The organism is Candidatus Pelagibacter sp. (assembly GCF_965262185.1).
Taxonomy (GTDB): domain Bacteria; phylum Pseudomonadota; class Alphaproteobacteria; order Pelagibacterales; family Pelagibacteraceae; genus Pelagibacter.
Genome location: NZ_OZ253498.1, coordinates 207,618 through 222,802, shown reverse-complemented (window position 1 = coordinate 222,802; position 15,185 = coordinate 207,618). Strand labels below are relative to the sequence as shown.

16 protein-coding genes are annotated in these 15,185 nt (G+C 30.2%); all 16 read left to right on the top strand.

The genetic code is table 11. The features are described 5' to 3' along the window. Window positions 1-40: 40 nt before the first annotated feature. Genes ACQY31_RS01255 through ACQY31_RS01180 form a run of 16 tightly spaced genes read left to right on the top strand, consistent with a single transcriptional unit; the run spans window position 41 to window position 15,184 of the window. Window positions 41-409: an NADH-quinone oxidoreductase subunit A gene (locus ACQY31_RS01255; RefSeq protein ID WP_075506634.1), complete on the top strand. Its 369-nt coding sequence runs from the start codon at window positions 41-43 to the stop codon at window positions 407-409. A gap of 10 nt (window positions 410-419) precedes the next feature. Next, window positions 420-935 carry a NuoB/complex I 20 kDa subunit family protein gene (locus tag ACQY31_RS01250; protein ID WP_428080212.1) on the top strand — a complete coding sequence of 172 codons (516 nt, stop codon included), beginning with the start codon at window positions 420-422 and terminating at the stop codon, window positions 933-935. Window positions 936-937: 2 nt separating this feature from the next. After that, window positions 938-1,543: an NADH-quinone oxidoreductase subunit C gene (locus tag ACQY31_RS01245; RefSeq protein ID WP_428080211.1), complete on the top strand. Its 606-nt coding sequence runs from the start codon at window positions 938-940 to the stop codon at window positions 1,541-1,543. Then, window positions 1,527-2,702, top strand: a complete 1,176-nt coding sequence (locus ACQY31_RS01240; protein WP_428080210.1) for an NADH-quinone oxidoreductase subunit D — start codon at window positions 1,527-1,529, stop codon at window positions 2,700-2,702. Before ACQY31_RS01245 ends, ACQY31_RS01240 begins: the two co-directional genes overlap by 17 nt. Continuing rightward, a complete protein-coding gene (nuoE, locus tag ACQY31_RS01235; RefSeq protein ID WP_428080209.1) occupies window positions 2,699-3,307 on the top strand; it encodes an NADH-quinone oxidoreductase subunit NuoE in 609 nt (202 codons plus the stop codon). Before ACQY31_RS01240 ends, nuoE begins: the two co-directional genes overlap by 4 nt. Then, window positions 3,300-4,631 (top strand): NADH-quinone oxidoreductase subunit NuoF, encoded by a 1,332-nt coding sequence (gene nuoF, locus ACQY31_RS01230; RefSeq protein WP_428080208.1) that lies wholly within the window; start codon window positions 3,300-3,302, stop codon window positions 4,629-4,631. The genes nuoE and nuoF overlap by 8 nt, the downstream gene beginning before the upstream one ends. After that, window positions 4,624-6,654: an NADH-quinone oxidoreductase subunit NuoG gene (gene nuoG, locus ACQY31_RS01225; RefSeq protein ID WP_428080207.1), complete on the top strand. Its 2,031-nt coding sequence runs from the start codon at window positions 4,624-4,626 to the stop codon at window positions 6,652-6,654. Before nuoF ends, nuoG begins: the two co-directional genes overlap by 8 nt. 1 nt (window position 6,655) lies before the next feature. Then, entirely contained in the window at window positions 6,656-7,654 is a 999-nt protein-coding gene (gene nuoH, locus ACQY31_RS01220) for an NADH-quinone oxidoreductase subunit NuoH (protein ID WP_262589304.1), read from the top strand. A gap of 2 nt (window positions 7,655-7,656) precedes the next feature. Continuing rightward, window positions 7,657-8,142: an NADH-quinone oxidoreductase subunit NuoI gene (gene nuoI / locus ACQY31_RS01215; protein ID WP_428080206.1), complete on the top strand. Its 486-nt coding sequence runs from the start codon at window positions 7,657-7,659 to the stop codon at window positions 8,140-8,142. Beyond that, entirely contained in the window at window positions 8,143-8,775 is a 633-nt protein-coding gene (locus tag ACQY31_RS01210; protein ID WP_428080205.1) for an NADH-quinone oxidoreductase subunit J, read from the top strand. Next, window positions 8,768-9,079, top strand: coding sequence for an NADH-quinone oxidoreductase subunit NuoK (nuoK, locus tag ACQY31_RS01205; protein ID WP_075506644.1), 312 nt, complete (start codon window positions 8,768-8,770; stop codon window positions 9,077-9,079). Before ACQY31_RS01210 ends, nuoK begins: the two co-directional genes overlap by 8 nt. 2 nt (window positions 9,080-9,081) lie before the next feature. After that, window positions 9,082-10,995 (top strand): NADH-quinone oxidoreductase subunit L, encoded by a 1,914-nt coding sequence (nuoL, locus tag ACQY31_RS01200; RefSeq protein ID WP_428080204.1) that lies wholly within the window; start codon window positions 9,082-9,084, stop codon window positions 10,993-10,995. After that, window positions 10,995-12,476: an NADH-quinone oxidoreductase subunit M gene (locus ACQY31_RS01195; RefSeq protein ID WP_428080203.1), complete on the top strand. Its 1,482-nt coding sequence runs from the start codon at window positions 10,995-10,997 to the stop codon at window positions 12,474-12,476. Before nuoL ends, ACQY31_RS01195 begins: the two co-directional genes overlap by 1 nt. 1 nt (window position 12,477) lies before the next feature. Further along, on the top strand, window positions 12,478-13,896 hold the full coding sequence (gene nuoN / locus ACQY31_RS01190; RefSeq protein WP_428080202.1) for an NADH-quinone oxidoreductase subunit NuoN: 1,419 nt from the start codon (window positions 12,478-12,480) through the stop codon (window positions 13,894-13,896). Beyond that, window positions 13,896-14,432 (top strand): biotin--[acetyl-CoA-carboxylase] ligase, encoded by a 537-nt coding sequence (locus tag ACQY31_RS01185; RefSeq protein ID WP_428080201.1) that lies wholly within the window; start codon window positions 13,896-13,898, stop codon window positions 14,430-14,432. Before nuoN ends, ACQY31_RS01185 begins: the two co-directional genes overlap by 1 nt. 5 nt (window positions 14,433-14,437) lie before the next feature. Further along, window positions 14,438-15,184, top strand: a complete 747-nt coding sequence (locus ACQY31_RS01180; protein ID WP_428080200.1) for a type III pantothenate kinase — start codon at window positions 14,438-14,440, stop codon at window positions 15,182-15,184. The last annotated feature ends 1 nt before the right edge of the window (window position 15,185 follow it).

The following is a 15,185-nucleotide window of genomic DNA, read 5'->3' as shown; positions in this document are numbered from 1 at the left end:
TTCCCTTCAACATCAGATAAAAACTGATATATAGATTTTCATGTTATCTGAATTTTTAAAAGATTACCTACCGATTATTCTATTTTTAGTTATTGCTCTTGGTTTAAGTGTTGCTTTTGTAGTATTAAATTTTTTGCTTTCACCAAAAAAACCTGATCCAGAAAAGTTATCTGCATACGAATGTGGTTTCGAACCATTTCAAGACTCTAGAATGGAGTTCGATGTAAGATTTTACTTAGTTGCAATTCTATTTATCATATTTGATCTTGAAATTGCCTTTCTATTTCCATGGGCAATATCATTAGGAAACATTGGTCTATTAGGTTTTTCATCAATGATGATTTTTCTATTCATACTAACAGTTGGTTTTATTTATGAATGGAAAAAAGGTGCTCTAGATTGGGAATAAAATTAATTTAATGAACGATAAAATAGAACAAGTTCCTGATGAGTTTAAACAACTTGCTAAAGATTTTAGTAAAAATGGTTTTATAACTACATCACTAGATAACTTAATTAATTGGTCTAGATCTGGCTCTTTGCATTGGATGACTTTTGGTCTTGCATGCTGCGCAGTTGAAATGATGCAAACAGCAATGCCTAGATATGACTTAGAAAGGTTTGGAGCTGCACCACGTGGATCACCAAGACAATCAGATGTAATGATTGTTGCTGGAACATTGACAAATAAAATGGCACCAGCTTTAAGAAAAGTTTATGATCAAATGCCAGAACCTAGATATGTAATTTCTATGGGTAGTTGTGCTAATGGTGGGGGTTATTATCATTATTCTTATTCAGTTGTTAGAGGGTGTGATCGTATAGTTCCAGTTGATGTATATGTTCCAGGATGCCCTCCTTCTGCAGAGGCATTATTATATGGAATTTTGCAATTACAAAAAAAAATTAGAAAAAAAGGATCTTTTTTAAGATAGTCATGAATAGTTTAGAGGATCTAGAAAAAAAAATTAATTCTGAGTTAACCACTAAAATTAACAATTCAGAAATAAAACATAATCAGATTTATCTAGAAACAGATAAAGATGATTTTTTAGATGTAATTTTGTTTTTAAAAACTAATTTAGATACAAAATTTCGACAGCTAATAGATATTACAGTTGTAGATTATCCTGAAAATAATCAAAGATTTCAAGTAGTTTACTTATTTTTAAGTCATGAATTTAATCAAAGACTAGTTCTAAAATACTCTATTTCTGAAAATGAAGTTATACCTTCTTTAACAAGTGTTTTTCCTGCAGCAAATTGGATGGAAAGAGAAGTTTTTGATATGTATGGTGTGAATTTCAAAGATCATCCTGACTTAAGAAGAATACTCACAGATTATGGTTTTGAAGGACATCCTTTAAGAAAAGATTTTCCTTTAACTGGTCATTCTGAAGTTAGATATAGCGAAGCTCAAAAAAAAGTAATCAGCGAACCAGTTAAACTAGAGCAAAATTATCGAAATTTTGATTACGAGAGTCCTTGGGAAGGAACAAAATATATTAAAGAAGAAATAGAAAATAATGACAAAAAAAATTAAAAATTTAAATCTAAACTTTGGTCCTCAACATCCAGCAGCTCACGGTGTATTAAGATTAATATTAGAATTAGACGGTGAGGTTGTTGAAAAAGCAGACCCACATATAGGTTTACTTCACAGAGGTACAGAAAAATTAATTGAAAACAAGACATACATGCAAGCTGTTCCTTATTTTGATCGTTTGGATTATGTGGCTCCAATGAATCAAGAACATGCATTTGCTCTTGCTATAGAAAAAATTATGAAAATAGATGTACCGATTAGAGCCCAGTATATAAGAGTTATTTTTTGTGAAATAGGAAGGATATTAAGTCATATTCTTAACGTAACAACCCAAGCACTTGATGTTGGTGCTTTAACTCCATCACTTTGGGGATTTGAAGAACGAGAAACATTAATGACTTTTTATGAAAGAGCCTCTGGATCAAGATTACACGCTAACTACTTTAGAGCAGGTGGTGTTCATCAAGATTTACCAAAAGGTTTAGAGGAAGATATCTCAAACTTTTGCGATACATTTCCAAAAGTGATTAATGATTTAGAAAGTCTCTTAACAGACAATAGAATTTTTAAACAAAGAAACGTTGATATTGGAATTGTAAGTAAAGAGGATGCTTTAGATTATTCGTTTTCAGGAGTTATGATTAGAGGATCAGGAGTACCTTGGGATTTAAGAAAGTCACAACCTTATGATTGTTATGAAGATTTAGATTTTAAAATACCAGTTGGAAAAAATGGTGATTGCTACGATAGATATTTGTGTAGAATTGAGGAAATGAAAGAGAGTGTTTCTATTATCAAGCAGTGTTTATCTAAAATGAAAAAAGGACCAATTAAATCATTAGATGGCAAAATTAGTCCACCATCAAAAAAAGATATTAAACAATCAATGGAAGCTTTAATCCATCATTTTAAATTATTTACAGAGGGTTATAGAGTTCCTAAAGATGAAATTTATACAGCTGTTGAAGCACCTAAGGGAGAATTCGGAGTTTATTTAATTTCTGATGGTTCAAGCAAACCTTATAAATGCAAGATTAGAGCCCCAGGTTTTTCACATTTGCAATCAATGGATTATTTAATTAAGGGACACATGTTAGCAGATGTACCAGCAGTTCTAGGATCATTAGATATTGTTTTTGGTGAGGTGGATAGATGAGTTTAAGGAAACCAGCGAAAGATCAACCAGAAAATTTTGAATTTAATGCTTCCTCTTTAGAGGCAGCAAATAATATTGTTGCAAAATATCCAAAAGGAAAACAGCAAAGTGCTGTAATGGCCTTGCTTTATATTGCTCAAAGACAAAACAACAACTGGATACCGTTAGCTGCAATGAAGTATATCGCTAAGTTTTTAGACATGCCTTACATAAAAGTTTATGAGGTGGCTACTTTCTATACTATGTACAATCTATCACCTGTTGGAAAATATTTTGTTCAAGTATGCACCACAACACCATGTATGATAAGAGGTGCAAATAAATTGGTTGAAGCTTGTAAGGAGAAAATCTCTGAAAATGAATGTGAATTAGCAAGTGATAAGAGTTGTTCATGGATGGAGGTTGAGTGTCTTGGTGCATGTGTGACCGCTCCCATGATGCAAATAAATGATGATTATTACGAAGATCTTGATAAAGAAAAAACATATGAGATTTTGGATAAAATTTTAAAAGGAGAAACTCCAAAACCAGGTTCATACAGAGGAAGAATTAATAATGAGCCAGAGAACAATAGAAAAACACTAACGGATTTAAAAAATGCTTAAAGATCAAGATAGAATTTTTCAAAATTTATATAACGATAAAGGCTCTGATGTAGCAGCGGCACAATCAAGAGGTGATTGGGTAAACACTAAAGAAATTACTGAAAAAGGAAGAGATTGGATTATTAATGAAATTAAAGAGTCTCAACTTAGAGGTCGAGGTGGGGCAGGATTTCCTACAGGTTTAAAGTGGTCATTTGCACCAAAAGAATTTGGATCAAGACCACATTATTTAGTTATTAATGGTGATGAATCTGAACCAGGTACTTGTAAAGATAGAGATATTTTAAGATTTGAACCTCACAAACTAATAGAAGGTTGTCTAATTGCATCATATGCAGTTCAAGCACATGTTTGCTACATATATATTAGAGGAGAATATTTTGTTGATGGTCAAAAACTCCAAGCTGCAATTGATGAAGCTTATGAGAAAAAACTATTGGGAAAAAATGCTGCTGGAACTGGTTGGGATTTAGATATTTATATCCACTATGGAGCAGGAGCATATATTTGTGGTGAAGAAACAGCATTACTTGAAAGTTTGGAGGGTAAAAAAGGTCAACCGAGATTAAAACCACCTTTCCCAGCTTTGATTGGTTTATATGGATGCCCAACTATAATTAATAATGTTGAAACCATTGCAGTGGTGCCAACTATTCTACGAAGAGGAGCGAAATGGTTTGCTTCTTTAGGAAGAGAAAAAAATACAGGTACTAAAATTTTCTGTATTTCAGGAAATGTTAATAATCCGTGCAATGTAGAAGAGGAGATGAGTATTCCTTTAAAAGAATTAATCGAAGTTCACGCTGGTGGAGTGATTGGTGGATGGGATAATTTACAAGCTGTAATACCAGGTGGATCCTCTATGCCTTTAATTCCAAAAGATAGATGTGAAACATTAAAGATGGATTTTGATGCGTGTGTCGAAGAAAAAAGTGGATTAGGAACAGCAGGAATAGTGGTTATCAATAAAGATCAAGACATTATTAAATGTATGGCGAGAATTGCTAGATTTTACAAACATGAAAGTTGTGGACAATGTACACCTTGTAGAGAAGGTTCTGGATGGATGTGGCGAATGCTTGAGCGTATGGCAAAAGGCGATGCAACTAAAGATGAAGTTGATATGTTAGGAGATGTAACAACTCAAATTGCTGGTCATACAATTTGTGCATTTGGAGAAGGTTCTTCATGGCCAGTTCAAGGTTTGTTAAGACATTTTAAAAAAGAAATTCAAGAAAGAAACAATTTGGACCCAATTGTTCAGAAAAAAAACAATATACCTTATTTGGTTGATCAACATTTATTAGATAAAAAAAATGCTTAAATTAAAAGTAAATGACATTGATGTAGAAGTTGAAGAAGGACTAACAGTTCTTCAAGCCTGTGAAAAAGCAGGAGTTGAGATACCTAGATTTTGTTATCATGAAAAATTATCTATAGCTGGAAATTGCAGAATGTGTTTGGTTGAAATGGAAAAATCACCAAAACCTATTGCATCATGTGCAATGCCTGCTGCAGAGGGAATGAATATTAAAACAAATACAAGTTTAGTTGAAAAAGCTAGAAAAGGTGTAATGGAATTTTTACTAGCAAATCACCCTTTAGATTGTCCTGTATGTGACCAAGGTGGTGAGTGTGATCTTCAAGATCAATCAATGTTTTATGGGGTAGATAAATCAAGATTTAAAGAAAATAAAAGAGCAGTTCCAGAAAAAAATATGGGCCCATTAATCAAAACTCAAATGACAAGATGCATACATTGTACAAGATGTGTGCGATTTGCTACTGAAGTTGCAGGCGTTCCAGAACTTGGTGCCATAGGTAGAGGTGAGGATATGCAAATTACAACATATCTTGAGCAATCAATGCAATCAGAATTATCTGCCAATGTAGTTGATTTATGTCCTGTTGGAGCTTTGACATCAAAGCCTTATGTTTTTGAAGCGAGACCATGGGAATTAAAAAAGACAGAAACAATTGACGTTATGGATGCAATAGGCTCAAACATTAGAGTCGATACATACGATTGGGAAGTAAAAAGAGTTCTTCCAATAATTAATGAGGATATTAATGAAGAATGGATTTCAGATAAAACTAGATATGCGTGTGATGGCTTACTTCATCAAAGATTAGATACTCCATATATTAAATACAACGGAAAATTTGAGAAAGCTTCGTGGCAAGAAGTTTATAAAATAATAAAATCTAAATTAGAAAATACATCTAAAGAAAAAGTATGTGGTTTTGTTGGAGATTTAACAAACATGGAAACTGCTTATATTTTTAAAGAATTTTTTGACCGAACAATTGAAACTGATAATTATGAATCAAGATCAGATAATAGATACATTAATATTTCAAAAAGAGAAAATTATTTGTTTAATTCCTCAATCAACGGAATTGAAGATGCAGATTTAATTTTATTGTTGGGCGCCAATCCTAGATACGAAGCAACAATCTTAAATGCAAGAATTAGAAAATCTTATCTAAATAATAGTACAAGAATTTTATCATTAAATGATTGTGGAGATCTAACTTATCCTTACGAAAGTTTAGATGGGCAAACTAAAACAATTAAAGAAATTATAGATGGCACACATAAACTTTCAAAAGAAATAGAAAGTGCAAACAAACCAATGATAATAATTGGTGAGTCTTTATTAAGATTAGAAAATGCACAATATTTGTTTGATAATTTAAAAGATTTTTTGGGTAAAAAAAACAAGTTCTCAGAAGATTGGAATCCTTTGAATGTTTTATCATGTGATGCAGCAACTGTAGGAAATTTTGATTTAGGAGTTTTAAATAATAAAACAAATTTAATAGAACATTTAAAATTAAATAAATTTGAAATAGTGTTTCTAATAGGTCAGGATAACTTAAACTTTGTTAAAAAAAATGAATTTGTTATTTATCAAGGAAGCCATGGTGACAAAGGGGCAGAGTGCGCAGATATAATTTTGCCTGGCTCAGCTTATACAGAACAAGACGGTTATTATACAAATTTAGAAGGAAAAATCCAAAAAGCATTTAAGGCATCTTATCCTCCTGGAGATGCAAAAGAAGATTGGCAGATTATAAATGAACTAGCTGAATTCATGAATAATAGAAAATTGTTTAACGATAAAGAAGAGCTAGATAGCAGCATGTTAAATTACTTAAAATTACAAAGTGAAAAACAAACTGAACAAAATAATAACAATTCGAATTCTGAATTTAATAATGAAAATTTAAAAATTGAAATTAAAGATTATTATTTTTCTAATGTTGTTGCTAAATCATCAAAAACAATGATTGAGTGTAATAATGCAAAAGTGAATTTAAAATCAACAGGTACTGAAGGTTAAGATGGAATATTTGAATATAGTCTTTCAAGAAGTATACAAAATTCTATTTTTGTTAGTTCCAGTATTGGTCTCTGTAGCTATGATTGTTTGGCTAGATAGAAGAGTTTGGGCTTTTGTCCAAAAAAGACAAGGGCCAAATGTAGTAGGACCGTTTGGATTACTTCAATCATTAGCTGATGCTTTGAAATATATTTTTAAAGAAATAATCATCCCATCAAGCTCAAACAAAGTAATCTTCATATTGGCACCTATCGTTACTATGACATTAGCTTTGATTGCGTGGGCTGTAATACCATTTAGCGCAACCCAGGTTTTAGCGGATATTAATGTCGGTATACTTTATCTATTTGCTGTTTCATCCTTAGGTGTGTATGGAATAATTATGGGAGGATGGGCTTCAAACTCTAAATATCCTTTCTTAGGTGCAATTAGATCTGCGGCTCAAATGGTATCATATGAAGTTTCTATTGGGGTTATTATTATCAATGTATTGTTGTGTGTTGGCTCATTGAATTTGAATGACATCGTAATTGCTCAACAAAATCTATGGTTTGTAATTCCGTTATTTCCAATGTTTGTAATATTTTTTATCTCTGCTTTAGCTGAAACTAATAGACCACCTTTTGATTTACCTGAAGCTGAAGCAGAATTAGTTGCTGGATACCAGACAGAATATTCAGGAATGATGTATGCAATGTTTTGGCTAGGTGAGTATGCAAACATCTTATTGATGTGTGCTATGGGAGCTATATTGTTCTTAGGTGGATGGTTATCTCCGATAGATATTTATCCATTTACTTTAGTTCCAGGTGCAATTTGGTTAATTTTAAAAATTTTACTTTTATTTTTCTTATTTGCTTTAGTAAAAGCAATTGTACCAAGATATAGATATGACCAATTAATGAGATTAGGTTGGAAGGTATTTCTTCCTTTGTCCTTAACTTGGGTTGTTTTAACTGCAAGTTATTTATTTTACTTTAACCTTTTACCAACAAACTAATTATGAAATTATCTAGATTTTTTAAAACTATTTTCATGGCTGATTTTGTAGGAGGTTTGTTCATTGCAATAAAAGAATTGTTTAAACCAAAAAAAACTATCAATTATCCTTTTGAAAAAGGAAAAATTAGTCCAAGATTTAGAGGTGAGCACGCTTTAAGAAGATATCCAAATGGAGAAGAAAGATGTATTGCATGCAAACTTTGTGAAGCTGTATGTCCTGCCCAAGCAATTACAATTGAATCTGCTCAAAGAGAAGATGGCAGTAGAAAAACTACTCGTTATGACATCGATATGATGAAATGCATTTATTGTGGTTTATGTGAAGAAGCTTGTCCTGTTGATGCTATAGTCCAAGGTCCAAATTTTGAATTTTCGACTGAGACAAGAGAAGAATTATATTACACAAAAGAGAAATTATTAGATAACGGTGACAGATGGGAGAATATTCTAGACGCTAATATTAAAGCAGATAGTTCACATAGATAAATGATTGCTCACGCTATTTTCTTCTATACTTTTTCTATAATTGCAGTTGTTTCTGCAATAATGGTTACAGTATCTAAAAATACTGTCCACTCAGTATTTTTTTTAATATTAGATTTTATTAGTATTTCTTGTCTATTTATTATGATTGGTGCCGAGTTCTTAGGTATGATGATGTTAATTGTTTACGTTGGAGCCGTAGCAGTTTTATTTCTTTTTGTTGTAATGATGCTAAATGTTGCTCAACAAAAAAATCAATGGTTTGCATCTGCTGCTAGCTCAAAACATATTCCTGTTGGACTAATTATTAGCACAATCATTTTCTTTGAACTAATTATTGTAATTGGTGGATGGAAGTATAAACCAGAGATTTTTGATGTTAACAATTCATTAAAAGTTTCAGACTTAAGTAACACACACTCACTAGGTCAAGTATTATACACTGATTACATACATATATTTCAAATCAGTGGTATGATTTTGTTAGTTGCGATGGTTGGAGCAATCGTTCTGACTTTTAGACAAAGATCAAACGTTAAAAGACAAAGTTATATAAAACAAATTTCTCGTGAAAGAGCAGAAGGAGTAAGTGTTGAAGAAGTTGCTTCTAACAAAGGAGTTAAAATAGATGACTGAGATAGGTTTAGGGCACTATTTAACTTTAGGTGCTGTGATTTTTTCAATTGGAGTTATTGGAATTTTTCTTAATAGAAAAAATATTATTGTTATATTGATGAGTATTGAGTTGATTTTATTAGCTGTAAATATCAACTTAGTTGCTTTTTCAATTTTTCTTGGAGATTTAGCTGGTCAAGTATTTACCTTATTTATTTTAACTGTAGCAGCTGCAGAAGCTGCGATTGGTTTAGCTATAATCGTTGTTTACTATAGAAACTCTGGAACTATCAGAGTTGAAGAAATTGATGAGTTGAAAGGATAATAATGGAACTTTCAATTTTATTTCTTCCATTAATAGCATCAATTATTTCAGGCTTTTTTGGACGTTACATTGGTGATAGAAATTCTGAAATAGTAACTAGTGCATTAGTTTCTATATCTGCAATTTTATCAATAATTGTATTGTATCAGGTAATTGTTAATCAATATGAGGAAAATATTGTTATAGCAACTTGGATTAATTCAGGTTCACTTGATGTTAATTGGTCAATGTTAATTGATCCTCTATCAGCTGTGATGTTGGTTGTAGTTACTTCTGTATCAGCATTAGTCCATATTTATTCTATCGGATACATGTCTCACGACCCACATAAACCAAGATTTATGGCTTACCTATCATTATTTACATTTGCAATGTTAATGCTTGTAACGTCAGATAATTTTATTCAACTATTTTTTGGTTGGGAGGGAGTTGGTCTTTGTTCTTATTTCCTAATTGGTTTTTGGTTTAAAAAAGAAAGTGCTAATGCAGCTGCAATCAAAGCATTTGTAGTTAATAGAGTAGGTGACTTTGGTTTTGCGTTAGGTATTTTTTTAGTTTTTTATTTATTTGGAACTGTAAATTATGGTGAAGTTTTCCAACAAATTCCAACAGTTGTAGATAAAGATTTATCCTTCTTAGGTTTTGAGGTTAAAGCGATAGATTTGGTTTGCTTATTGTTATTTATCGGAGCTATGGGTAAATCTGCTCAAATCTTACTTCATACATGGTTACCAGATGCAATGGAAGGACCAACGCCAGTTTCTGCTTTAATTCATGCTGCAACAATGGTTACTGCAGGCGTATTTTTAGTTGTTAGATGTTCACCTATATATGAATTTTCTCCAGTAATTTTAAACTTGATTACTGTAGTTGGAATGACAACTGCTTTTTTTGCTGCAACGGTAGCATTGGTTCAAACAGATATTAAAAAAATAATTGCTTATTCAACTTGTAGTCAGTTAGGTTACATGTTTTTCGCAGCTGGTGTAGGAGCTTACAATGTTGCTATGTTTCATTTATTTACGCATGCATTTTTTAAAGCTTTATTATTTTTAGGATCAGGATCAGTAATTCATGCTTTTAAAGATGAGCAAAATATTAATAACATGGGAGGTGTATGGAGAAAATTACCTTACACTTATGCTTTAATGATTATAGGAACTCTTGCTTTAACAGGTTTTCCTTTCTTATCAGGCTTTTATTCAAAAGATGCAATTATTGAATTTGCATATTTGAAAGGAAATACAACAGGTTATTATGCAGCTGGTATTGGAATAGTTACAGCATTTTTAACGTCAGTTTATTCGTGGAGACTAATATTCAAAACATTTCATGGCGAATATAATAATAAAGAGATTAAAATTGAGGAAACGCACGAGTCACCTTTGGTAATGCTTGTTCCGTTATTTGTGCTTTCTATTGGTGCAATTTTTGCAGGCATGTTATTTAAAGATTTGTTCATTGGACATGGTGGTGAAAATTACTTTTGGTCAGAATCAATCAAATTTTTAGAACCTCTAAGCACAGATCATCCACCAACATGGTTTTTACTTTTAACACCTAGTTTAGTTATCCTATCAATACCTATTGCTTATTACTTATTTGTTAAGAACAAAGAGTTGCCAAATGAAATAGCTTCAATGAATAAACCTTTATACAATTTCCTTGTCAATAAATGGTACTTTGATGAGTTGTATGAGGTTATTTTTATTAAATCATCGAAAAAACTGGGGACATTTTTATGGAAAGTTTGTGATGGAACTATAATAGATGGATTTGGTCCTGATGGAATTTCTTCTTTTATAAAAAAATGTTCAATTAAAGCAAATAAATTTCAAAGTGGTTTTATCTATCAATATGCTTTTGTAATGTTGTTAGGTTTTTCTGCTTTATTAACCTTTTTGATAGTTAAATAATGAGCTTTCCAATTTTATCATCTTTAATCTTGTTACCAACTATAGGAGCTCTTTTTCTATTTTTTACAAAAGATAAAGATGGAAATAATTCAACAGCTAAATATGTAGCTTTATTTACAAGTATAGTTAATTTTTTAATTTCTATTTATTTATGGATATCTTTTGACCAAAGCATATCTGATTTTCAATTTGTTGAAGACAGAACATGGATTGAAGGATTTATTAATTATAAAGTTGGTGTCGATGGAATTTCTATATTATTTATAATCTTAACAACCTTCATAACTCCACTTTGTATTATTTCAGTTAACAATTCAGTAAAAAATAGATTACGAGATTTTTTAATTGCAATTTTAATCATGGAAAGTTTCATGATTGGTGTGTTTTGTGCACTTGATTTAGTTGTTTTTTATTTATTTTTTGAGGCTGGATTAATTCCAATGTTTTTAATTATTGGTATTTGGGGTGGTCCAAAACGTGTTTATTCAGCATTTAAATTTTTTCTATATACTTTACTTGGATCAGTTTTGATGTTGGTTGCGATCATCTCAATATACTGGATATCAGGCACAACAGATGTAGTTAAACTTTATGAAATTGGAATTGACGCTAAATACCAAAATTTATTATGGTTAGCTTTCTTTAGTTCTTTTGCAGTAAAAACACCTATGTGGCCTGTTCACACTTGGTTACCAGATGCTCATGTTGAAGCTCCTACAGCTGGTTCGGTTTTATTAGCTGCTATACTATTAAAAATGGCAGGATATGGTTTTATTAGGTTTTCACTTGGATTGTTTCCAGTAGCTTCGGAAGTATTCACACCTCTTATTTATACTTTAAGTGTTATAGCAATAATTTTTACATCCTTTATCGCTTTAATGCAGGAAGATATGAAAAAGTTAATTGCATATTCGTCTGTTGCACATATGGGTTTTGTAACTTTAGGTATTTTTACTCTTCAACAACAAGGTATAGAGGGAAGTATAATCCAGATGATTAGTCATGGATTAGTGTCCGCAGCTCTATTTTTATGTGTTGGTGTTGTTTATGACCGTATGCATTCAAGGATGATAAATTCTTATGGTGGTATAGTTGCCATAATACCAAAGTATTCGATTTTATTTATGTTGTTTACATTAGCTGCTTTAGGATTACCCGGAACAAGTGGTTTTATTGGTGAATTTTTAATTTTAATGGGTGCTTTTAAGGACAATTTTTTAGTAGCTGTATTAGCAAGTTTAGGAGTGATTTTAGGGGCCGCTTATATGCTTTGGCTGTACAAAAGAGTTGTTTTTGGAAAATTAGTTAATGAAGATTTAAAACAAATGTTAGATTTAAATAAATCAGAACACTTAATTTTAACATGCTTGGCTATTCCAACCTTATTTTTTGGTTTTTATCCAGATCCTCTGATTAATACAATAGAGGTTTCAGTTTCAGATTTAATAAATATGCATAACATTAATTTAGCGAGCAAATAATATGGAAAATTTAAATTTAATTTTACCTGAAATTTTTATTTCATTATCAATAATGGTTTTACTTGTATTGGGTGTGTTTAAAAAAAATAGTTCAGGGATTACTTTTAACTTGTCTTTATTTGTATTTTTGATTGCTGCTATAATAGTTATTAACGAAACTTTTTCTGTGAATAGAGAAACTTTGTTTAATGGTAGTGTTGTAATAGATAAGATGTCTTCATTTATGAAGATAATAACATTGTTGGGTGGTTTTCTAGTATTAGTTATTTCTTCTAGTTATTTAAAAATTTTTAAAATTTTTAATATTGAATATCCAGTTTTAATTTTGAGTTCTGTACTGGGAATGATGGTCATGATTAGTTCCAATGATCTTATTGTATTTTATATGGGTCTAGAGTTACAATCATTAGCCTTATATGTTTTAGCAACTTATAACAGAGATCAACTAAAATCATCTGAAGCAGGTTTAAAATATTTTGTATTAAGTGCATTATCATCAGGATTATTACTTTATGGATGTTCATTAATTTATGGTTTTTCAGGATCTACAAACTTTGATGTGATTTCCACACAACTTAATTCAAATGAGTATGTACTGACTTTTGGTATAGTTTTTATTTTAGTAGGTTTAGCATTCAAAATTTCAGCAGTGCCATTCCATATGTGGGCACCAGACGTATACGAAGGATCTCCAACTACAGTAACTTTATTTTTTACAATGGTACCAAAAATTGCTGCGTTAACTGTATTTATTAGATTTTTATATGTTCCATTTTTAAATCTAATCGATCAATGGCAAATGATAATTGTATTTTTATCTATTGCCTCAATGCTTTTTGGTGCAATTGCAGCAATTGGACAAACAAATATTAAAAGACTAGTTGCTTATAGCTCTATTGGACACATAGGCTACACATTGGCTGGTCTTGCCACTGCTTCTAATGAAGGAATTCAAAGTTCAATAATGTATATTTCAATTTATGTTGTAATGAATTTGGCCCTTTTTTCTTGTTTGTTAATGCTTAGAAGAAATAATCAATATTACGAAGATATTGATGACTTATCTGGTTTATCGAAAAATCATCCATTATTATCACTTTCTTTACTTGTAATATTGTTTTCATTGGCAGGGATACCACCATTAGCAGGATTTTTTGCTAAGTTTTATGTTTTCAAAGCAGTTTTAGAACAATCAATGTATTTTTTAGCTATTGTTGGATTGTTATCTACTGTTGTTGCAGCTTTCTATTACTTAAGAATAATCAAGATTATGTACTTTGATAAAGAAAAAGATAAATATGATACGGATCATAGTTTATGGTTAAAATTTTCATTAACTTTTTCTACAATATTAATTCTTTTATACTTCATATTTCCAAGCCAATTAATTGAGGTAGTATCAAGAATTAATATTATTTAATGAAATTTAAGAAATTTAATTTTAAAATAATAAAAAGTACTAACGATACAGCTGCAAGAATAATAAAAAAAACTAACTATAAATTTGGAATGGTTGTTGCTGAAAAACAATTTAGTGGTCGAGGTCAGTATGGAAGAAAATGGATTTCATATAAAGGTAATTTATTTGCCACTTTTTTTCATCCGTTTGATGAAAATAAATTCTCAATAGAAAGAGTTACAAAGTTAAATTGTAATTTAGTTAAACAAGCACTCTCTAAATATATAAAAAATAAAATTAACTTTAAAAAACCAAACGATTTATTAATTAATAAGAAAAAGATTAGTGGGATTTTACAAGAAATTATAACGAAATCAGATAAAAAATTTTTAATTACAGGAATAGGAATTAATGTAATAAAAAATCCAAATATTAAAAATTATCCATCTACAAATTTATATAGAATAACAGGAAAAAAAATTAATAAATCTGAATTAGAAAAAAATTTGAAACTAGTTTTTGAAAATAGAATATCAAAAATGTATAAAATAAATTAATTAATATGTATATTTTAGGTGACATAGGAAATACTGACACTAAAATTTTTTTAGTTTCCAAAAGAAATAAAATTTTAAAAAGAATTACTTTTATTTCAAAAAAAATAAGTAATAACCAATTAAAAATTTTATTTAAAAAAAATAAAATTCAAATAAATAAAATTGAAAAAATATTATTTTGTAGTGTTGTCCCAAACACTTTTAAAATTATAAAAAACTACTTTTCTAAAATCACTAAAGTTAAATGCAACGAGGTAAAAAACTTGAATTTAAAATCAATGATTAAAATTAAAGTTGATTACAAGCAGGTAGGCTCTGATAGAATTACAAATGCCATAAGCTTATTGGATAACAAAAATAATTATATAATTTTAGATTTTGGTACTGCTACAACATTTGATGTTTTAATAAAAAATATGTATATGGGAGGAATAATAGCTCCTGGAATTAAGTTGTCCCTTAATACTTTGTCAGACAGAGCTACTTTAATCCCAAAAATTGAGCTTAAACGTATGAAAAAAGTAATAGGCAGCAACACTCTTTCTGCTGTTAGATCAGGTTTTTTTTGGGGTTATTCTGGTTTAATTGACAATATGATTAATTTAATTAAGAAAGAGACAAGAAAATCCTTTAAAGTTGTATTGACAGGTGGATTTTCTGATTTATTTACAAGTTCAATAAAATCGAAAGTTAAACATAACCAAGATATTACAATTAAAGGTCTAATAAAAATTTCTGAGCAAATAAAATAAT

Excerpts from the sequence above, each read along its gene's own strand:
- ACQY31_RS01255 (WP_075506634.1), top strand. The coding sequence starts at position 41 with ATGTTATCTGAATTTTTAAAAGATTACCTACCGATTATTCTATTTTTA.
- ACQY31_RS01250 (WP_428080212.1), top strand. The coding sequence starts at position 420 with ATGAACGATAAAATAGAACAAGTTCCTGATGAGTTTAAACAACTTGCT.
- ACQY31_RS01245 (WP_428080211.1), top strand. The coding sequence starts at position 938 with ATGAATAGTTTAGAGGATCTAGAAAAAAAAATTAATTCTGAGTTAACC.
- ACQY31_RS01240 (WP_428080210.1), top strand. The coding sequence starts at position 1,527 with ATGACAAAAAAAATTAAAAATTTAAATCTAAACTTTGGTCCTCAACAT.
- nuoE (WP_428080209.1), top strand. The coding sequence starts at position 2,699 with ATGAGTTTAAGGAAACCAGCGAAAGATCAACCAGAAAATTTTGAATTT.
- nuoF (WP_428080208.1), top strand. The coding sequence starts at position 3,300 with ATGCTTAAAGATCAAGATAGAATTTTTCAAAATTTATATAACGATAAA.
- nuoG (WP_428080207.1), top strand. The coding sequence starts at position 4,624 with ATGCTTAAATTAAAAGTAAATGACATTGATGTAGAAGTTGAAGAAGGA.
- nuoH (WP_262589304.1), top strand. The coding sequence starts at position 6,656 with ATGGAATATTTGAATATAGTCTTTCAAGAAGTATACAAAATTCTATTT.
- nuoI (WP_428080206.1), top strand. The coding sequence starts at position 7,657 with ATGAAATTATCTAGATTTTTTAAAACTATTTTCATGGCTGATTTTGTA.
- ACQY31_RS01210 (WP_428080205.1), top strand. The coding sequence starts at position 8,143 with ATGATTGCTCACGCTATTTTCTTCTATACTTTTTCTATAATTGCAGTT.
- nuoK (WP_075506644.1), top strand. The coding sequence starts at position 8,768 with ATGACTGAGATAGGTTTAGGGCACTATTTAACTTTAGGTGCTGTGATT.
- nuoL (WP_428080204.1), top strand. The coding sequence starts at position 9,082 with ATGGAACTTTCAATTTTATTTCTTCCATTAATAGCATCAATTATTTCA.
- ACQY31_RS01195 (WP_428080203.1), top strand. The coding sequence starts at position 10,995 with ATGAGCTTTCCAATTTTATCATCTTTAATCTTGTTACCAACTATAGGA.
- nuoN (WP_428080202.1), top strand. The coding sequence starts at position 12,478 with ATGGAAAATTTAAATTTAATTTTACCTGAAATTTTTATTTCATTATCA.
- ACQY31_RS01185 (WP_428080201.1), top strand. The coding sequence starts at position 13,896 with ATGAAATTTAAGAAATTTAATTTTAAAATAATAAAAAGTACTAACGAT.
- ACQY31_RS01180 (WP_428080200.1), top strand. The coding sequence starts at position 14,438 with ATGTATATTTTAGGTGACATAGGAAATACTGACACTAAAATTTTTTTA.